The following is a 19420-nucleotide window of genomic DNA, read 5'->3' as shown; positions in this document are numbered from 1 at the left end:
CAAAACTTTTAGAGGAAGAGTAGTGCAAAAAGATTTATTTTTTCCTGTAAATTATTGTGAACGATTACTTAAATCTTTTTAGTTTATTATAAACGTGAAAAGATATAATAGGTTGAATTTTGTAGTATATGAACAATATAGATGAGGGGACAACAACAATTTTGCCTTTTTCGTTCCCCAAAAGCCACAAAGTTGCTGATAAATTTTAAACCCCTAATTAGATAAGGACAAAAATGGATCTATTCTCCAGTAGAGGGGAATAGATCCATTCTATCGTTATAATTTGAAATGCTTGATGTTAAGCAAAAAAGAAGATAAGCGCAGCAATAAGAAAGATACCTAAGGCAATTGAACCTATAATCATTCCTGCAATACCAAAGCCTCTTCTTGTGAATCGTTCAGGATTATTTTTATTGAGGATAAGAGATATAATAGAAATTACTAGTCCTGCAAAGGCAACTCCCAAACCTAGTACAATTAAAAATAAGTAAGGGAACCCAGTGGAGGCAGCAGTTCCTCCCAACACCGTAATAAAAAGAAGTATCAAGGCAGAAAATAATAAGACTAATAGCAAAACAAATGAAATGCACGAAAGTACCATTCCTACAATACCAATTGCTGGTGTGCCGCCATCATTTTGCTTTTTTTGAATGCCTCTAATTTTTTTCTGGATGGCTTGGCGTTGAGCCGTAGATTTGCTTTTTTTTAGGCGTTTGGTGAGTTTTGCTTGGCGTTTTTCTAATCTATTTTTGCGGCGATTTTCTTTTTTAGTAATGGGAGGGTTATCATCTCTACTATCTGATCTAGAATAGTCAACAGAAAAGCTAGACAGGAGGAAAAGGGCAGCAAACAAACAGCTTAATAAGCAAGTGGGGGAGATCAATTTTTTCATTTTGGGTTAGATTTATTTGTAATTTAAAAATTAAGACTATAAAAGTACAAAACGAATTAGATTAGATTAATTAGTTTTGTTATTTTTTTACACGAAAAATTACAGCGTTTTGATTGGAGTGTTATAATAATGAGTTGATTGAGAGTAATAAATTACATAAAAAAAACGGATTAGCTCTTAGCTAATCCGTTTTTTTATATAGGTGATATAAGCACTGATATAAAAACTATTGCGTATAAAATTGTAGCTTTTCTTTAGAAAAACGCTTGGTGCGATGTTTCATAATTTGGATAGCTTCTTCTTTAGAAGCAAAGGTATTGCCATTGATATTAACCAAGTGATTTGCCAAAGTGTTATAACGCTTAAGCATCAATAAAATCCATACAATTTGGAAATCTAGCCCTTCAAAAATTAATGACTTGTTATCAGAGTATTTTTGAAGATTATTTTGCAACTCAACTGGCATGTCCGTCCAATGCATATTAGGAACCAAATGATGACCAATATGATAACCATCATTAAAACATTTTTGATTGTAACCTGAATTGATGCAAGTAATACTGCTGGTATAATCATTGTCTGGTTCGTCTGGGTCTACAAATGCATGTTGCCCCCAGTTTCCTGACATCATTGCCAAGCGAATAATCAACAAAGGAATAATAAATACGGCCATGGTTGCTCCCCAATTGACAAATACGCAAAGCAATGCTAAGAACGACAAATAAAGAAATTCGGCTCTAGCTGCTTTTATACCAAGGGCATTTTTTTTCTTACTGAAAAAATACTGTGTTAATTCTATGATTCCGATAAACAAAAAGCGCAAATAATAGTGTAAAAAGTTAAAAAAGCTATCTCTTTGAAAGGGCATGGTAGAACTCTTATCTTCTGGCATATTCCCTTCGTTGTGATGCATTCCCATGTGGTGAATAAAATACAACTCTGGCGATTGTCCCATAAAAGGACCTAAAATCCAAGGAATATATTTATTCCAAATTTCATTTTCTTTCTTAAAAAATGGACGATGACTCGTGTTGTGTAACATTAAGGTATAAGGACCTAAAAAGACAATAATGCACAAAAACAAATGGAAGGCAGCCCCGCCCCACCACAAATTTCCTTGCAATAAGGGGCTATACAATAAAATGGCAGAGGGAATTAGAATAAAAGTTATTTTTATGATTAAATAGATAAAAGGCAAATCACGCTCATCCCTAATTTTGGTGGCAAAAAATTTGTCCATGCCTTTTAATTCTTTCTTAACAAAGATAGGGTCTGTAATTTTTGGAAATTCTCTCATTACTAAACTTGATTAATTTTAATAGTTCACTAAAACCTCAGAAATGCACAAAGTGCTATGCCGCTAATGCTGTTCATTGGGCTGTAATAATCAGTGTGCTATAAGTGTGTTTTTTGTGTTTATTACAAAAGTTCAATGAACTATTCTAATTTCTAAATAGAACCAAATTTTAGTGCCCCAAACGCACTGCAACTCGTTATCGGGGCAAAGATAGGCATTTTTGATTAGTTACTAGTTTTGAATTCTAAATTCTTAAGGATATTTTTTTAGTGGCGTTCTTTTTTAGCAAATGGATGAACCCAATTCTATGGAGCATAAACAAAAAAAGAGTGCCACAATAAAATTATTGCAGCACTCGACTTTAGAGTGGGATACAATTAGATAAATACACTTATTGAACTAAAATTTCATCGGCAAAAACCCATGTTTTTCCACCAGCTCCTAAATGCCAGTCGGGGCAATTGCCATAATTCTCAGCTACAATTTTTATATAGCGAGTATGCATATTTTGAGACGGTTTAAAACTAAAATCTTTAGTGAAGGCTCCATATTCGTTGTCTGGGAAGTCACAAAGAACTTCTCCCATTAAGGAGAAATTTTGCCCATCTTGAGAGCCGTAATAAGTAACTTTCTTTGGATAAAAAATCCAAGCTTGAATATCTTGCAGAAAACCAACCGTAATGCTCGAAAAGGATCGGTTTTCGCTCAAATCAATCACACATTCTAAATTCTCTCGGTAACCTTGCCAAGATCCTGTTCTAAAATTAGCGCCACCACGCAGATGGTCAATCAAGGCTTGGTCTCCGCCTGCTGCATATTGATTGGCATATTTAGTGTTGATTTGGATTGTTCTACTGTCGTCAACCTTTATAATGTCTTCGTGAATGAGCGTACTTTTTTTGCCTGTTTTATCGATAGAAATTAAGTTAAAAGCAGTTGTTTCTTTTATCGTAATGGGATTTTCATAAACAGGACTTTCTGAGGTAGGGATGCTGCCATCTGTTGTATAATGAAGCGAGCAGTTGGTACAAGCTGTACCCATTTGGATCGTTGTACTGTCCGTAAATGTTTTACCAGTGGTAACCAAATAAGGAGCCGTAACAATTAGTTGATCTTGGATGCTTGAAGGAGGGATCGATTGACTAGCAATGCCCCACTTTTTGTTGGGCGTATTTCCCATTTCAAAAACTAATTCTCCACCAGCCAAAATATCTTCGTGCAAGAGATAAGTCTTGTTGTAATTATTTCCATTGAGTTTTATCGATTGAATATAAAGGTTGGTTGCACTAAGTTTTGGTGCTTTGATACGAAATTGCTTTCCATTTTCTAGGTTGATGGTAATGGCTTCAAAAGCGGGACTTCCAATGGTATAATAATTGGTGCCAGGACTTACAGAATAAAAACCCATAGCGGATAGATTATACCAAGAAGACATTTGACCACAATCTTCATTTCCAGAGAGCCCATCAGGCGCATTTTGGTACATTTCTTCCATGATTTGTTGAACACGCTCTTGTGTTTTCCATGGTTTGTGAATATAATTATATAGATAAGCAACGTGATGACTTGGTTCATTGCCGTGTGCATATTGACCAATCAAACCCGTAATATCTACTTGGTGGCGTCCTTCTAGCTTACTTTCGGTTTCAAAAAGTTCATCTAACATCTTTTCAAAAGAACTCGTTCCTCCCATCAAATCAATCAACCCTGCGATATCTTGAGGGGCAAAAAGGGTATACTGCCAGCCATTGGCCTCTGTATAATTAAAATTAACTTCGCTAGGCTCAAAAGGAGTAAACCACCCCCCGTGAATTCTACCCCTTAAAAAATTAGTGTTGGGATCGTACAAGTTTTTGTAAGATTGGGCACGTTGGATATAATATTGATACATCGAATCATTTCCGATTGCTTTGGCAAATTCTGCAATACACCAGTCGTCATAGGCATATTCCAAGGTTTTAGAAACGGACTCCGCTTCATCATCGCAAGCGATAAAGCCCTTTTCTTTATAAAAAGATAGCCCTAAATGATCCTGCATAGCGCTATGATTCATTGCTTCTAGTGCCAGTTGGGTATCAAAATCTCGAATGCCTTTGGCATAAGCATCGGCTATAACCGAAACGGAGTGATAACCAATCATGCAACCTGTATAATTACTCGCTAATTCCCAAACAGGAAGTTGCCCTCCTTGTTGGTACTGTGCTAGAAAAGTTTGGATGAAATCGAGTGTTCGTTTCCGTTGCAAAATGGTATATAGCGGATGTGTCCCTCGAAAGGTGTCCCAAAGAGAAAAAATGGTATAATTAGAAAAGTTTTTGGCCTGATGAACCTTAAGATCAGTCCCCCTATATTGACCATCTACATCCATAAATAGATTGGGCGCTAAGAAAGAATGATACAAGGCGGTATAAAAAATTGTCTTTTTGTCTAAATCAGCACTTTTTACCATTACTTTTTGCAATTCCTCCTCCCAAGCCTCTTGAGCAGCCTCTTTGACAGCCTTAAAATCCCAGTGGGGAATTTCTTTTTCAAGATTTTTTTGTGCCCCTTCCATTGATACACTAGACATGCCAACCTTGACATAAAGGGCTTCCTCGTTATTATCAAAGGTAAATTGAGCATGTACATTTTCCTTTTGTTCATTTTGGAGAATGCTTTGATCGGTAAAAGGTTTGGAAAATTGAAGGTAAAAATAAAAATGTTGATCGGTGGCCCAAGCGTTAGAACGGCGCATTCCACGTATGGTTTGTGCGTCAATTACTTCCAATTTAGCCTCCAATAATTGATCTCTATGTTGCAAGTCTAACATTATTTTTTGCACGGCATTGGAAGGGAAGGTGTATTGGTGCATCCCACAACGAGCAGTCGTTGATAAGGCAACTTTTATAGCATCTTCTGAAAGAACTACTTCATAATATCCTGGGCTAGCCTTTTCTTTTTTCTTGTCAAATGTAGCGAGAAATTGGGTGTAATCTAGATCAGCAGCTTTGGATTTGCTGTGGGGCATCAATAACAAATCTCCATAATCCGAAACGCCTGTTCCACTAAGATGGGTATGACTAAAACCATAAATAGTAGAGTCTGTATAATGGTAGCCAGAGCAACCGTCCCAGCCTGTCAAGCGAGTATCTGGGCTGAGTTGCATCATCCCAAAAGGAAGCGTAGCCCCTGGATAAGTATGCCCGTGGCCGCCTGTACCAATAAAAGGATTAACATATTGGCTTAGGGATTCTTGTTGCTTGTTTTGCTCTGTATTGGTGGGCGTACACCCAATACAGAAAAGGATGAAAATGAGCAGGCTGTATTTGTTCATAGTGTTCAAAATGAGATGTTTGTAAACGCAAAAATAATGACCAAGATGAGTTTTAGGTTTCTATGGCTAAATCGTTTTAGTGCGCTAAAATACCAATATTTAATGAAAGATTTGGCGACTTAGGGTATTTGTTATAAAAATAGATTGACTTTTAATAATAAGAAAAATCGTTTAATCGCTCTTTGCCAGTTGTTTATCAATGAAGGTAAAGGTAGTTAATTTACTTAAATGGAGACTTTATTGGATTGAAGTATTTGTGAAATTCTTATTCTTGTTGGCAATGCTTATCTTGCTGCCCAAATTAACAACTATGACAAGGACAACAGCAGAAACACATTATCGAAAATTAGAGCGGATGTATTTGGACGGAGCCAATATCAACAGTAGTTTTTATGAAACTACAAGTCTAAATATTAAAAAAGAAAGCGCAATTATAACATTAGAAGTAAGCCCCAAATATTTTCATGCTTTGGGAGCAATGCATGGTAGTGTTTATTTTAAAGTCCTAGACGATGCTGCCTTTTTTGCCGTAAATTCTATTGTAATGGATGCTTTTGTATTAACGACAAACTATAACATTAATATCGTTCGCCCAATTAGCAAAGGACTGATAAAAGCAGTAGGAACGGTTAAATTTGCATCTAGAAATCTTTGGATTGCAGAATCTACCTTGTTCGATGAAAAAGAGCGAGTAATTGCCTTTGGAACAGGGCATTTTGCCAAAAGTAGAGTAGCACTGACAGAAGAAATTGGCTATAAATTGTAGCTAATTAATGAAACAAAATTGGAAAGGTATTCAATGAAAACAAAAACAATGAAAACGATAGATAAAACAATAAGCCAAGAAGATTTGGCGTTTGATCGACACCATTTGTGGCATCCTTACACCTCTTTGACAAAGCCTTTACCTGTTTACCCTGTTGAGTCGGTAGAAGGGGTTAGGATTTATCTAACAACAGGAGAAGTTCTAATTGATGGGACAGCGAGTTGGTGGTCGGCAATTCACGGTTATAATGAGCCCCTCTTGAATGAGGCAGCAAAAGCACAGACGGATCAAATGGCACATGTTATGTTTGGGGGCTTGACCCATCAACCAGCAATTGATTTAGGGAAAAAGCTAGTTGATTTAACGCCCAAAGGCTTAGATGCTGTGTTTTTGTGCGACAGTGGATCTATTGCGGTTGAGGTAGCTATGAAAATGGCCGTTCAATATCAACACGCCCTAGGGAAGAAGCATAAATCTAAATTTTTGACGTTAAAAAAGGGCTATCATGGCGATACAACTGGTGCGATGTCTGTTTGTGACCCCGTGACAGGAATGCATCATTTATTTCAAGATTTTATGCCCCAACATTATTATCTAGAAGCACCCACCTTAGGGTTTGATCGAAAAATGAGTGCGGCTGAATTATTAGAGATCGAAGATTTTTTTGAACAAAATGCTGGGGATGCCGCAGCTTTTATTTTAGAGCCCATCGTGCAAGGAGCGGGAGGAATGCGCATTTATTCGCCGCAATATTTAAAAGAAATTCGACGTCTGTGCGATCAATACCAACTTTTGTTAATTGCTGATGAAATTGCAACAGGATTTGGGCGTACAGGAAAGATGTTTGCGGTAGAACATGCCGATATTATTCCCGATATTATCTGTGTTGGAAAGGCATTGACGGGAGGTTACATGACCTTAGCCGCTACTATTTGTAGCCGAACCGTTGCCAATACCATTTGTAATGGAGAAGCAGGGGTAATGATGCATGGACCTACTTTTATGGGTAATCCTTTGGCTTGTGCGGTTGCTAATGCTAGTTTAGCGTTGTTAATAGCATCCAATTGGGAACAGCGAATTGCGAAAATAGAGCAAATTTTGACCTATAAATTGCAAAAAGCGCTAAACTATGAGTTGGTGAAGTCTGTACGTGTCCTAGGCGCAATTGGAGTAATAGAAACTCATTATCCTGTTGAGGTAGGAGCCATTCAGGCATTTTTTGTGCAACAAGGAGTTTGGATACGTCCCTTTAAAAACATGATTTACATTATGCCGCCTTATATTATCAATGAAAAAGATTTGACGTATATTACTGATGTGATGCTGGAAGTAGTTCAACAAAAAGAATATTTTAATCTTTGATTTTACCTACCGTCAAAATGGGAAAAAATATTTATTGGTGCTTATTCGTAACCATAGCATTGTTGGCTTGTACTGGAGACCGTATAAGCCAACATAATCAAGCCATAACCAAAGTTTTTAAAACAGGTAATTATACCCATTCTTCTTTTACAAGTAAGAGTAGAGGGCAGGTTGATTTCAACGTTTATCTTCCTTCAAATTGGTCTCAAGAAAGGGCTAAAAAGTATCCTCTTCTGATTCTATTGCATGGTCAAGGTGAAGATGAAAATACATTTATTCAGGCATTCCCTGTATCAAGTCTAAATCATTGGATGAAGAATCAACTTATTCCTGAAATGGTTATTGTTGCAGTAAGAGGTGGGACAAATACAAATGAAATGCAGTGGTATACCAACCCCAATGAAGAAATGATCACCAGTGATAAAAAACAAGAACTCAGGCGATTTTGTGCTGAAAATTTTCATACAACAATGGAAAGTACCCAAATTTCTGTTATTGGACATTCTAGAGGGGCAACAGGGGCTTTGAATTTTGCGCTTTACTTTCCTACTAAATTTGCTTCAGTGGTTTCTAGTGCATTTGTAAGTGATTATGCAATCAAACGTCTAAAACAGGCGGTAGATAAAAATTTGGATGAAATTCTAAAAAGCAATATAAAGATTGAGCTGTTGATAGGGGATCAGGATCAATATGTTCAGAATAACAACCGAAAGGGGAGTCCAATCATGAGTGATTATTTGAGAATGCATGGTATTCAGCATAAATTTAAAATTATTGAGAACAAAGGGCACCGACTTATTGAGCTTTGGGAGTATCCAACTAATTTACATTATCTTGAATTTATTGCGGAGTCATGGGGAAAGGATTTTAATTAATTAGAATTTTCTTTAGGTCAAGGTCTAGGATAGCGTGCTGGTAGGGATTGTATAATATTTCTATACTTAAGTGGAAAGCTATTAGAAGACTATAGTTGATTTTATTGAATATTACATTAATATATTGGAATAAAAAATATTCATATAGTCCTTGCATTTTGTTATAAATTAGACTAAATTTGTTTTGTTGTAAAAAGAAACATTTAAAATCCATTATTCCCAAACCTTCCAAAATATATAATCTATATAGAAGAACCTCTATCCATTTCATTAAGTTATATTCAACTTTTTTTATAAGAAACGGCGTTACATTCATTCATAATATTATCATCAAGTAATAATAGATTTTTACCCCAAATCAACAATTATTGATAATAAAGTTAAAGGTGTTTGATGAAGATGAAGTATTTTTTAGAAAATACTTGCGTCCTACTTATGTATTTAGAGTTATCTAAAAAAATTGGTAAACCTATTTGATTTTCAATGGTTTTTAATCTGTTTGGTTAAATTAAATAATTAAACGGGTAAGCGTCTTTGTGTGCATAATCAACTGATTTTGCAGGCTATCAGGCAACTGTTGTTGTGAAATTTACAGAATAGGAAAGCATTGCTGGTAAGCAACTAACTTAGGTTGGTTATTTACCTACTAATATCTAATGAACTAAAAAAATAAAAATTTTTTTGTTAGGGCACCCTCTGCTCTAGATTGAAGTATAGCCTAAGGTTGGTTGTGCTTGAGGGAGAGGTATGTCTTGAAATGAATAAGCATGTTAAATGAACCTGAAGGTTTTTTAAACAATAGAATAAAGAAGGACTTTAAAGTGAAGTTATTTTAAAAGTGTCATTGGTTAAGTTGCCTTAATCCATGAGCAGATAGGCTTATGTTTGCTATTAAACTATGGCTAAATAATACAGGTATTAAAATGTTTTTTTTACAACGTCAATATTTTAAAACCTAATTAGCGTGTATAAAAGATTTAAATTAAATGATCAGTAAAAAAGAAATAATAGAAGTTAATGGGGAAGTTATCAGTCTTACAGTGGACAAGCCAAATGAGGGGGATTGTAAGGGGAGTGTCTTGATTACCCCAGCTTTTGGTATTACTGCCAAACGTATTTTTTCTTTAAGTTATTTTCTAACTCAGAATGGGTTTAAGGTTTACCGTATGGATTTTAGAAACCATGTGGGGGAAAGTTCAGGGAAGATTTCAGATTCAAGTTTATCTAAGCAGGTTGAAGATGTCATAAGTGCAGTTAATTTCACAAAGTGTAATGTCATTGTTTCCATGAGTTTGTCGGCAAGAGCAACTCTAAGAGCATTGGGAGCATTGGACAAAGAATTAAATACTGTATTTATTGCTCCAGTGGTAGATGTAAGACATACCCTTACAGAAGCATCTGACGAAAATGTATTCGAGGCATATTTTGCTGGAAATCCATCTGCTGAAGTATTGGGCTATTCTATCAATGCAAGTTTTATAGAGGATTGTATCAAAAATAACTTTGAAACATTTGAAACTACCCTTGATGATGTCAAAGGAATAAAAGGCAAACTTTCTTTTATTGCGGGAACCAGTGATCCTTGGGTTTCATTTAATCAGGTTAAAAAGGCAATCTCTTTTGCCAAAAATTTAGAAAAAGAAGTGCAGTTAATTCCTGTAGAATCTGCATCGCACAAAATAGATCGAAACCCTAAAGTTGCTTTGGCATATTTTGAATTTGCTACACGGGAATGTCTGAAACTAATGAATGAGGATGGTGATGATTTAGTAGTGCCAGATTTTAGGGAAATAATACAAGCCGCAAATAAAAATTAATTAATAAAAGATTACTCCGTAAGAGACTGCGTAGGACTTAGTTGGTTGACTGTGAATAATTATTGAACACCTTTTGCTCATAGTTTGCCTTTTACTGCGTTCATGCTTTAGTTCATAAAAATTGAAAACTATTTTATGGGCTCAAAAATGCAGTGTGTAACTAATCCAAGGAGTATTATAAAAACAATATAATATGAAATTTTTTGTAGATAGTTGTGATATTGAAAGCATTAAATATTGGTTCAATATTGGAGTTGGAGAGGGGATTACAACGAATCCTTTGATTATAAAAAAACAAGGTATTAGTGATGTGGATTCTCATCTTATTAAAATGGTTGCAGCAGCAAATGGAGCACCCGTTTCTATTCAAGTTAGTGGGAAAGATCGAGAGAGTATTCTAAAGCAAGCAAAGAAGTTTGCAAGTTTAGGAGAGAATATAGTAATAAAGGTACCTGTTGTTGATGCAGATGGAAAATCACTGCTTCCGATCATTAAGGAATTAAGTGACGAGGGGTATGCTATTAATGCAACCGCTTGTATGATGGCACCTCAAGCAATTATGGCAGCAAAAGCTGGCGCTAGGTATGTTTCTTTGTTTTTTGGTAGAATTAGTGACCAAGGAGCTGATCCTGTTGAGCAAATAGCTAGCGTCAGAAATTGGATTGATGAAGTAGGAAGTGATACCGAAATTATTGTGGGGAGTATACGAACGGTGTTTGCTATTACAAGTGCAGCGATCGGAAGACCCCATATTTGTACTGTTACGCCAGCTATTCTCCAAAAATGCACGGTACATGAAATGTCCAAACATACTGCGGCAGAATTTGATAATGCAGCAACAAAGATAAATGTATGATACCAATTCCTAAGTCAATTCCTAACAATGTAATTGTTACAGGAGGAGCAGGTTTTATAGGCAGCCATTTAGTAGATGCTTTATTAGATTCAGGACGAACAATTACAGTTTTGGATAATCTATCAAATGCTAATCAGGCATGGTTAGAAAAGGCAAAAAAAAGAGAACGGTTTAACTTTATTGAAGGAGATATTCAAGATGAAAATATTGTTCGTAAAGCAATGGTGTCCCAGCAACAAGTTTGGCATTTAGCGGGGAATGCAAATATCCCTATTGGCATTAAGAATACACGAATTGATATTGACTCTGCTGTTTATGGTACTCGAAATATCCTTGATGCAATGGTTGCGGAAGGAATAAAGGACATCGTTTTTTCTAGTACTGGGGCTGTCTATGGAAATTTGTCGCAACAAAAGGTTACGGAAAGTAGTGCTCCTTTGTATCCATTATCTATGTATGGCGCTGGCAAAATATCTGCTGAAGCTTTTATTTCTTCTTATGCCAATCTATTTGGGATAAGGGGCTGGATTTTTCGATTTGGAAATGTATTGGGAAATCGTATGTCTCGTGGAGCAATAAGGGACTTTATTACAAGGTTGAAGGAGGATCCAACTCAACTCACTATTCTAGGAGATGGGAAGCAGGCAAAAAGTTATTTTTTGGTCGAGGATTGCATCAAAGGAATCTTGTGGTTATTAGATAATTATGAAATTCCAAACGATCATCAAGTAGAGATTTTTAATCTAGGAAATACAAAAGTGACATCTATTATTACCATTGCAAATTATGTCACAAAAGCCTTGGGCTTATCAGGGGTTGATTATAATTATACTGGTGGTAAAATAGGCTGGCCTGGAGATCAACCCGTTGTTCAGTTAGATGTCTCTAAAGTTGAAAAAATAGGTTGGAATCCTCCCAATAATTCAGATAAAGCGGTTGAAATCGCAGTAGAAAGAATGATAAATTACCTAAAAGAATGATAAATAAAACTATAGCTATTGTTGGTTTATGGCACTTAGGTTGTGTTACGGCTGCTGCCCTGTCCGAAAGTTTTCAACATATTATTGGTTTTGATGAAGATAGAGAAAAGGTCGATCAATTAAATTTGGGAAAAGCGCCCTTATTTGAACCCAATTTAAATGAGCTAATCACTAAAGGAATTTCAGCAAATAGGTTGGAATTTGTTTCGGACATAGAAGCCTTGGCAAAGGCGGATTATGTATGGATAACAATTGATACCCCCATTGATGAAAATGATGTATGTAGTTTAGATTCTATTGAGGCAATTATGCAAAAGCTATCTGATTTGCCGATAAAGAATTATATGATTAGTTCTCAAGTTCCAATTGGAACAACCGAAAAGTTATTAACTGATGCGCAAATTAGGAATGGAAGTAAAATCGCATATATACCTGAAAATTTGCAACTTGGAAAAGCAATAGAGAAATTTCAAAATCCAGATATGACGGTTATTGGAGCCAATGACAGATCGTATACCAAAGAAATTGCAGATTTACTTTCCTCGATTGATAAGAATCCAATTTTGTGTGACCTCAGGACAGCTGAATTGGCAAAGCATGCCATAAATTCTTTTTTAGCAACATCAATTAGTTTTTCAAATCAATTGTCGGATATAGCAGTAGCGATGCAAGCAGATGCTTATCAGGTGGTTGAAATCATGAAAAAGGATCAAAGAATTAGCAATAGAATGCCACTTCTTCCTGGACCATGGTTTAGTGGAGGGACGCTTGCCAGAGATATTCGTTCTTTGCAGGAAATAGGGCGCAAGACCAATAAAAAAACCTCCTTATTTGACACTGTAATTGCTATTAATGAGGATCGAATTGATACCCTTTTTAAGAGAATAGAAGCATTTACTTCTTTAGAGAATAAGCGGGTTGCACTATTAGGGCTTGTATATACAGAAGGCACTGATACGCTTAGAAGATCTCCAGGCTTGCAAGTGATTCAATATTTAAATCAGTACAAGGCAGCGATAACGGCCTTTGATCCAATGGTCAAAGAAACAGCGCTAAATATAGAACTCTTTGATACCGCAATCGGAGCGATCCAAAATGCAGATGTCGTTCTTATTCTAAAATCAGGATGTGCGAAGGGAATAAGTGTTCAGGATATATCAGAGGCAATGAATGGAAACATTTTGATGGATCTATGGCATTTGTATGAACAAAATGAAGTGAAAAACACAAACTTAATCTATTTAAAACCAGGCTGTGAATAAACAAATAATGAAAATAGGTATTGTAGGTTCAGGATTACAAGCTAATCGTAGGCTGCTATCTATTCAAGAAAATCCATATACGGAAATAAAGTCAATAGCAGGAGTTGACGAAACGCAGGTAAAGATAGTTGCACAAAAGGCAAACGCAATAGCAGTACCACATTGGAAAAATATCATTGAAGATGAAGAAATAGATATTGTGGTTATTTGTACCCCCCCTAATGTGCATTTTGAAATAGCTCAAGCGGCTATAAAGAATAAGAAACACATCCTTTGTGAAAAACCACTAACAAGAAAGTCAAGTGATGCTCAAAAATTAGTGCAATTGGCAGCAGAAAATAAGGTCATCCTAAAATGTGGCTTTAATCATAGACACCATCCTGCTATGATAAAGGCGAATGAATTAATAAAAAGTGGCGCAATTGGAAAACCGATTACAGGAAGAGCTTTGTATGGCATCTGCGGAAGAGAAAATTGCGAAAAAGAGTGGCGTTCAGATGTAGAAATAACAGCAGGTGGACAACTAATGGAGCAGGGGATTCACTGTATTGACCTTTTTAGGTGGTTTGTTGGAGAATTTGAGGCTGTTTCTGCCAATGTTGCAACGCTTGTTTTCCCAATCGCTCCTCTAGAAGATACTGCAACAGCATTGTTCCACCGCTCAGATGGCGTTTCAGTTACCGTTAATTCTTCTATAACGCAATGGCGAAATCGATTCCGATTGGAGTTGTATGGAACAATGGGTTATGTTGAGATAAATGGTCTTGGTGGAAGCTATGATGTGCAACGACTCAGAATTGGAAAACGGGACCCGAATGGACCATTCAAAGAAGAAGTTATTGATTATAGAGGAGGGGATAAATCTTGGAAAAATGAATGGAATCATTTTGTAGATTTTCTGCTAAATGGAGGAGAATTATTGGGAACGGGCATAGATGGTGTTCGAGCGAGTCAGTTTGTTGAAATGGCTTATTTAGCCGCAAAAAAAGAATGTAGAATTAAAATAAACCCAATTGATTATGAAAAAACAGGAACAGCCTTCTCTAATTTGGTTTAATGGAAACGTAGAACCTTGGGAAAATGCTACGGTTCATGTTTGGTCAGAATTAGCGACACGTGGAGCGAATATATTTGAGGGGATACGTTGTTATCAACAAAAAGATGGATCTCATGCTTTGATCTCTCTTGAACAACATCTAAATAGGTTATTTTCTGCGCTTAAAATCCTACGCATTGCTAGTCCTTTTACTAAAGAAGAGCTTAAGGCTGGAATCATAGATTTAATTAATGCGCTAAAATTAGAAGGGCATATTTATGTACGTCCTACTGTATATGTTGAAAAAGGTAGATATGGTGAGGGCTATGGCGAGGTGAAGAATGGAGCTTATATTGTTGCTTTTCCTGTTGAACGTAGTCCCTCGATTCAAGAGGGAATTAAGTGTTGTGTTAGCTCATGGAGAAGAATGAATGATTTGAGTATGTCGCCTTTGCTAAAAGCAGGAGCTGCTTATCAATCCTTTAAACTACCAATGATTGATGCACTTAATGGCGGTTATGATGAAGCAATTTTGTTGAACGATAAAGGTTTGGTAGCTGAAACTACTGGAGCTACTATTTTTATGGTTAGAAATGGTCAAGTGATTACTCCTCCAATTTCTGCTGGAATTCTAGAAAGTATTACCAGAAGTAATTGTATTAATCTCTTAAGATCTCATTTCAAGATTCAGGTAGTTGAAAGAGATATTCCTAGAACAGAACTTTACTGGGCAGATGAAATATTTCTTACAGGAACATTGGCGGAGTTGACTCCTGTGCTTAGTATTGATAAAATTGATATTGGAAATGGGGCAGTTGGACCGATTACCCAAAAACTACAAACAACTTATTTAGGTATATGTGAAGGTAGAAAGGAGGATACATTTAATTGGCTTACGCTATTATGACACTCTGTTGATTATGGCATGAGTGCTGCACAGTTGATGATTAACGATTAAAAATTAAACCATGAATTTAGAATTTTATGCTCCTCTGAGACTTTCTCTAGCTGGAGGAGGGACTGACCTGCCTGAATGTTATCTAAAATCAGGAGCGCATCTTTTGGCTGTATCTCTAAAATTAAAAGTCAAAGTTTCGGTAGGAACAGATATAAAACATGACTCTACGCAGTTAAATGATTTATTTAAAAAAGAACATCCCAATTTTAATGTGAATATTAAATCAGAAGTAAGCCCAGGCGCTGGTTTAGGAGGGAGTGGGGCTGTGGCTGTGGCTCTGGTAGCAGCAAGTAATTTTTTAAAAAAGGGAAAAATAGAAACGCCTCTTGATATTGGATTGAAGGCCTACAAGTGGGAACGAGAAATATTAAATCAACCCGTTGGCTTTCAGGATCAATTAGCGTCAGCAGTGGGGGGCTGTGTTGAAATGGTAGCGAATTCCAATGGTGAGATAAGCGTAAAAAAACGCAATGATTTGTTGGATGGTCTAGCGTATCTTTTTGAGCACAATTTTGTATTGGTTGAAACGGGTATTCGCAGAAACGCAAGCAAAATATTAAAAAGCCTAGGAGCTTCTTATGTGGATGGAACCGATGATTCTCGTCCAGCTTCAGTCGAAGAAGTTGAAAAAGCAATTTTATTAAAAGATGGAGAAATGTTTGGTGACATTTTACGCCGTCATTGGGCTGCAAAATGTAAACGCTTACCAGAGGCAACAACAGATACCATAGATACCATTATACAGACTGCAATAGAGAAAGGGGCTAGTGGTGCTAAAGCAATTGGAGCAGGAGCAGGAGGGTTTGTACTTATTAGTGGAAAATCTGAAACACGAACACAAGTGATTAATGCGCTCAAAAAACTTGAGTTTAAAATCGTCGAAACAACTGTTTCAACAGAAGGGGTAAATAAAGTAAAAGAATTTAAATTAAAATAAAGAAAGATGAACACAGTAGAAAATAGCTTACAAGTAGCTACCGAAGAAATGATTAAATCAATGCAAAAGGTTGATTTAGAGTCTGTACAAAAAGCAGTAGATTTAATTTTATCAGTACATAAAACGGATAATGTTATCTATTCTGTTGGTAATGGGGGCTCTGCTTCAACAGCAGCTCATTTTGTAGCTGATTTGGCAAAGTATGCAACAGGAGACAACGGTGGGTTTCGCACACTGGATTTAGTTAGTAATTATAGTGCGCATACAGCATGGACCAACGATACAGATTGGGAAAATGCTTGGTATGGAATGTTGGACCCATGGATTAAAAAAGATGATATTTTAGTGCTGTTTTCTGTACATGGTGGTAGTGGATGGTCTGGAAATCTTGTAAAGGCTATTGAATTAGCAAAATCACGTGGTGCCAAAACAATTGGATTTGCGGGCGCAGGAGGAGGAACATTTGCTAAATTATGCGATGTCGCCTTAGTCGTTCCAACACCAGAGAAAGAATATATTACGCCTGTTACAGAGTCTATTCATGTTTGCTTGCATCATGTGATTTGCGCAGAAATAAGAAAAAGACTTTCTAAATAATATCTTATGGAAGTTGTAATAGCATGCGGTGGAAAGGGAACAAGAATGAAAGATATTCTTAAGGATAGTCCTAAAATCTTAGCACCTGTTCCCAGTGGGGTTTTTCTTCACAAAGTATTAGACTATTGGTCTAGTGTGAACTGTGAACGTGTTCACTTATTGTTAGGAGTGGGGGCAGATCAGGTTTGGGAGGCAGCTATGAATTGGTTGCATCAATCAAATGGAAATTTGAAAATATCAGCCACGATAGAACCTTATCCATTAGGCGTTATTGGAGCATTGAAATTTGCAGAAAGTTGCCTGCCTCCCCAATTTATTTTTACATATGGGGACGTATATCCTACTGTTGATCTGAAAAAACTACTCCATGCAGTTAAGGATGAACATCTGGCATGTTTGTCTGTCTGTGAAAAAGAAATAGCAAAGGAGAATGCAAATATAATGCTTGATAGCAATGGAATCAAAATCTATTCTAAGAATGATGGGGCAATGACTCATGTTGATGTTGGAATGATGGTGATAGATAAACAAGCGTTAGCAGTTTTAAAAAATGATCCACTTGAATTTCTAAACGAAGACGATCTATTCAAACCATTAGCAGCATTAGGTAAGCTTGGTTATTATAACCACGGAAAACCTTCGATGCATATTGGAATACCAAAAGCCTATTCAAGTTTTTTGAATTGGTCTAAATAACATTAGTCTGTTAAAAACTGTGCATAACACTATAGGACGGACTATTATAAATAAATAACTAAAATTTATGTTTAAGTACTTACGTCGGGATGGAGATCCCAAAATGTCACTCTATCAAGTGGCAAAAAGACAATTTTCAGAATGGTCTGAAGAAAAAAAACAAGCAAAAGAACAAGTATCAAAAGAAGAATTTAAAACGCTTGCTTTTTGGCTTAAAAAATACCACATGGGGATGTTTTTTCAGCCTTTGATATCTAGAGAAACTGCTAAAATTAAACTTACGCTACACAATAGACCCTTGGTGCTTGAGTTTCGTCAAAATCAAAGTGATCTCTATATCTTAAGAGAGAATTTTATACAAAATATTTATGATTTTGATTATGAGTCAATTGTGCCGAATGTCAAAAGTGTTGTGGATCTAGGGGCTAATATTGGATTAACATCACTTTACTTTCAGAATAGGTTTCCCAATGCAAAAGTAGTTTGTGTAGAACCTGTTAGCCACAACGTAGAAATGATAAAGAAAAATGCTTCAAATAATAATTTCTCTTGGGGGGTTGAGACTGCGGCGATTCAATCTAGTGTGGGATCTGTAACCTTGTATCCAAATGAGTGGTGGAGTTCAAGTACTGTTAATAAGGACATTGCAGATAAACGCCAATCTAATGAAGGACGTGTTGAGTACAACCACAAACTTCCTCCTGAAGAAGTTGAAGCAATTCCTGTAGATGTTGTTTTTGATCGCCATAATATGGATATTGTGGATATATTAAAAATGGACATTGAAGGAGCTGAGGAACCTGCTATATTGGACAATCCAAAATGGTTTCAGAGAGTAAGAATTTTGATTGTAGAAATACATGACAAATATGTTGATCGAAAGAAAATAACCAAGGCGCTTTTAGATGCTGGTTTTGAAGGAATAGTAGGAAGAAAAGGTCCAACTAACGTATTTATAAATAGACGATTAGAAAATGGAAAGTAATTTATCTTTAGAAAATCAAACCTTACTAGTAACTGGGGTTAGTAGATCATTAGGCATCGGAACGGCGATAACAGAGCTTTGTGCAAAAGCAAAAGGTCATGTTATTATTCATGGAAATTCCAATTACGATAAGGATCGAGCTTATCCAGATGCAACGACCGATTTTGTATTTTCCTTGGAAAAGGAACTTAGGGCTAAAGGTTATCAAGTAACAGCATTGCCACCGTCTGATTTATCCAAATCAGATGAACCAGAAAAAATCATAAAAGCTGCCACTAAAGTAACAGGTAGCTTAGATGGTTTGATCCTAAATCATGCTTATTCTGTTCATGCTCCAATCTTTGAATGGACATCAGAACATATTGACAATCATTTTTCTATTAATGTAAGGGCTTCGATGCTTATGATTCAAGCGTTTGCCCAACAAATAGATAAGGAAAAGGGAGGGGCAATCACTTTATTTACTAGTGGTCAATACTTGGGACCTATGATTGATGAAATTGCATATGCACTTTCAAAAGAAGCCATTCGGGGAATGTGTCAGCAAGTAGCTACAGCACTTGCACCACATAACATTCGGGTTAACTGCGTAAATCCAGGTCCTACGGACACTGGTTATCTTACTGGTGAGCTATACGATCAAGTTGCAGATATGTTCCCCTCTGGAAGATGGGGAATGCCCAAAGATGCTGCTCGATTGGTGCATTTTTTACATAGTGATTATGCACGGTGGATAACTGGTCAGACCATAGCAAGTGAAGGAGGCTTTCAAAGGTAAAATAAACATAAAC

The 19420-nt window shown here is 36.4% G+C and carries 17 protein-coding genes; 14 read left to right on the top strand and 3 right to left on the bottom strand.

The window, feature by feature from the left end:
* Positions 1-298: 298 nt before the first annotated feature.
* The 3 genes from AsAng_RS10650 to AsAng_RS10640 all read right to left on the bottom strand — a co-directional run bounded on the left by AsAng_RS10650 (position 299) and on the right by AsAng_RS10640 (position 5502).
* A complete protein-coding gene (locus AsAng_RS10650; RefSeq protein WP_264792761.1) occupies positions 299-892 on the bottom strand; it encodes a hypothetical protein in 594 nt (197 codons plus the stop codon).
* A 226-nt stretch (positions 893-1118) separates the two neighbouring features.
* Positions 1119-2189 carry a fatty acid desaturase family protein gene (locus AsAng_RS10645; RefSeq protein ID WP_264792760.1) on the bottom strand — a complete coding sequence of 357 codons (1071 nt, stop codon included), beginning with the start codon at positions 2187-2189 and terminating at the stop codon, positions 1119-1121.
* A gap of 391 nt (positions 2190-2580) precedes the next feature.
* Positions 2581-5502 (bottom strand): GH92 family glycosyl hydrolase, encoded by a 2922-nt coding sequence (locus AsAng_RS10640; protein ID WP_264792759.1) that lies wholly within the window; start codon positions 5500-5502, stop codon positions 2581-2583.
* A gap of 310 nt (positions 5503-5812) precedes the next feature.
* Between AsAng_RS10640 and AsAng_RS10635 the strand changes: the two genes are divergently transcribed.
* From AsAng_RS10635 to AsAng_RS10570, 14 genes are all read left to right on the top strand, one after another.
* On the top strand, positions 5813-6268 hold the full coding sequence (locus AsAng_RS10635) for a PaaI family thioesterase (RefSeq protein ID WP_264792758.1): 456 nt from the start codon (positions 5813-5815) through the stop codon (positions 6266-6268).
* A 48-nt stretch (positions 6269-6316) separates the two neighbouring features.
* Positions 6317-7630: an adenosylmethionine--8-amino-7-oxononanoate transaminase gene (gene bioA, locus AsAng_RS10630; protein WP_264792757.1), complete on the top strand. Its 1314-nt coding sequence runs from the start codon at positions 6317-6319 to the stop codon at positions 7628-7630.
* A 17-nt stretch (positions 7631-7647) separates the two neighbouring features.
* Positions 7648-8505, top strand: a complete 858-nt coding sequence (locus tag AsAng_RS10625; RefSeq protein ID WP_264792756.1) for an alpha/beta hydrolase — start codon at positions 7648-7650, stop codon at positions 8503-8505.
* A 986-nt stretch (positions 8506-9491) separates the two neighbouring features.
* Complete coding sequence (locus AsAng_RS10620) at positions 9492-10322, top strand: alpha/beta hydrolase family protein (protein WP_264792755.1); 831 nt, start codon at positions 9492-9494, stop codon at positions 10320-10322.
* A 193-nt stretch (positions 10323-10515) separates the two neighbouring features.
* On the top strand, positions 10516-11178 hold the full coding sequence (locus AsAng_RS10615; RefSeq protein ID WP_264792754.1) for a transaldolase family protein: 663 nt from the start codon (positions 10516-10518) through the stop codon (positions 11176-11178).
* Positions 11175-12158, top strand: coding sequence for an SDR family NAD(P)-dependent oxidoreductase (locus AsAng_RS10610; RefSeq protein ID WP_264792753.1), 984 nt, complete (start codon positions 11175-11177; stop codon positions 12156-12158). The genes AsAng_RS10615 and AsAng_RS10610 overlap by 4 nt, the downstream gene beginning before the upstream one ends.
* A complete protein-coding gene (locus AsAng_RS10605) occupies positions 12155-13420 on the top strand; it encodes a nucleotide sugar dehydrogenase (protein ID WP_264792752.1) in 1266 nt (421 codons plus the stop codon). The genes AsAng_RS10610 and AsAng_RS10605 overlap by 4 nt, the downstream gene beginning before the upstream one ends.
* 7 nt (positions 13421-13427) lie before the next feature.
* Complete coding sequence (locus tag AsAng_RS10600; RefSeq protein ID WP_264792751.1) at positions 13428-14477, top strand: Gfo/Idh/MocA family protein; 1050 nt, start codon at positions 13428-13430, stop codon at positions 14475-14477.
* A complete protein-coding gene (locus AsAng_RS10595) occupies positions 14440-15363 on the top strand; it encodes a branched-chain amino acid transaminase (protein ID WP_264792750.1) in 924 nt (307 codons plus the stop codon). The genes AsAng_RS10600 and AsAng_RS10595 overlap by 38 nt, the downstream gene beginning before the upstream one ends.
* A 61-nt stretch (positions 15364-15424) precedes the next feature.
* Entirely contained in the window at positions 15425-16351 is a 927-nt protein-coding gene (locus tag AsAng_RS10590) for a GHMP family kinase ATP-binding protein (protein WP_264792749.1), read from the top strand.
* A 6-nt stretch (positions 16352-16357) separates the two neighbouring features.
* Positions 16358-16948 (top strand): SIS domain-containing protein, encoded by a 591-nt coding sequence (locus tag AsAng_RS10585; RefSeq protein ID WP_264792748.1) that lies wholly within the window; start codon positions 16358-16360, stop codon positions 16946-16948.
* A gap of 6 nt (positions 16949-16954) precedes the next feature.
* Entirely contained in the window at positions 16955-17644 is a 690-nt protein-coding gene (locus tag AsAng_RS10580; RefSeq protein WP_264792747.1) for a glycosyltransferase family protein, read from the top strand.
* 67 nt (positions 17645-17711) lie between these two features.
* Positions 17712-18629 carry an FkbM family methyltransferase gene (locus tag AsAng_RS10575; protein ID WP_264792746.1) on the top strand — a complete coding sequence of 306 codons (918 nt, stop codon included), beginning with the start codon at positions 17712-17714 and terminating at the stop codon, positions 18627-18629.
* Positions 18619-19407, top strand: a complete 789-nt coding sequence (locus tag AsAng_RS10570) for an SDR family oxidoreductase (RefSeq protein ID WP_264792745.1) — start codon at positions 18619-18621, stop codon at positions 19405-19407. The genes AsAng_RS10575 and AsAng_RS10570 overlap by 11 nt, the downstream gene beginning before the upstream one ends.
* The last annotated feature ends 13 nt before the right edge of the window (positions 19408-19420 follow it).

This window comes from Aureispira anguillae (assembly GCF_026000115.1).
Classification (GTDB): domain Bacteria; phylum Bacteroidota; class Bacteroidia; order Chitinophagales; family Saprospiraceae; genus Aureispira; species Aureispira anguillae.
The sequence above is the reverse complement of the archived record's forward strand: the minus strand, read 5'-3'. Positions and strand labels throughout refer to the sequence as shown.

Bases quoted from the DNA above. Each gene is read 5' to 3' on its own strand.
- AsAng_RS10570 (WP_264792745.1), top strand. From the start codon at position 18,619: ATGGAAAGTAATTTATCTTTAGAAAATCAAACCTTACTAGTAACTGGG.
- AsAng_RS10620 (WP_264792755.1), top strand. From the start codon at position 9,492: ATGATCAGTAAAAAAGAAATAATAGAAGTTAATGGGGAAGTTATCAGT.
- AsAng_RS10580 (WP_264792747.1), top strand. From the start codon at position 16,955: ATGGAAGTTGTAATAGCATGCGGTGGAAAGGGAACAAGAATGAAAGAT.
- AsAng_RS10625 (WP_264792756.1), top strand. From the start codon at position 7,648: ATGGGAAAAAATATTTATTGGTGCTTATTCGTAACCATAGCATTGTTG.
- AsAng_RS10650 (WP_264792761.1), bottom strand. From the start codon at position 892: ATGAAAAAATTGATCTCCCCCACTTGCTTATTAAGCTGTTTGTTTGCT.
- bioA (WP_264792757.1), top strand. From the start codon at position 6,317: ATGAAAACGATAGATAAAACAATAAGCCAAGAAGATTTGGCGTTTGAT.
- AsAng_RS10610 (WP_264792753.1), top strand. From the start codon at position 11,175: ATGATACCAATTCCTAAGTCAATTCCTAACAATGTAATTGTTACAGGA.
- AsAng_RS10595 (WP_264792750.1), top strand. From the start codon at position 14,440: ATGAAAAAACAGGAACAGCCTTCTCTAATTTGGTTTAATGGAAACGTA.
- AsAng_RS10635 (WP_264792758.1), top strand. From the start codon at position 5,813: ATGACAAGGACAACAGCAGAAACACATTATCGAAAATTAGAGCGGATG.
- AsAng_RS10640 (WP_264792759.1), bottom strand. From the start codon at position 5,502: ATGAACAAATACAGCCTGCTCATTTTCATCCTTTTCTGTATTGGGTGT.
- AsAng_RS10615 (WP_264792754.1), top strand. From the start codon at position 10,516: ATGAAATTTTTTGTAGATAGTTGTGATATTGAAAGCATTAAATATTGG.
- AsAng_RS10585 (WP_264792748.1), top strand. From the start codon at position 16,358: ATGAACACAGTAGAAAATAGCTTACAAGTAGCTACCGAAGAAATGATT.
- AsAng_RS10590 (WP_264792749.1), top strand. From the start codon at position 15,425: ATGAATTTAGAATTTTATGCTCCTCTGAGACTTTCTCTAGCTGGAGGA.
- AsAng_RS10575 (WP_264792746.1), top strand. From the start codon at position 17,712: ATGTTTAAGTACTTACGTCGGGATGGAGATCCCAAAATGTCACTCTAT.
- AsAng_RS10605 (WP_264792752.1), top strand. From the start codon at position 12,155: ATGATAAATAAAACTATAGCTATTGTTGGTTTATGGCACTTAGGTTGT.
- AsAng_RS10600 (WP_264792751.1), top strand. From the start codon at position 13,428: ATGAAAATAGGTATTGTAGGTTCAGGATTACAAGCTAATCGTAGGCTG.
- AsAng_RS10645 (WP_264792760.1), bottom strand. From the start codon at position 2,189: ATGAGAGAATTTCCAAAAATTACAGACCCTATCTTTGTTAAGAAAGAA.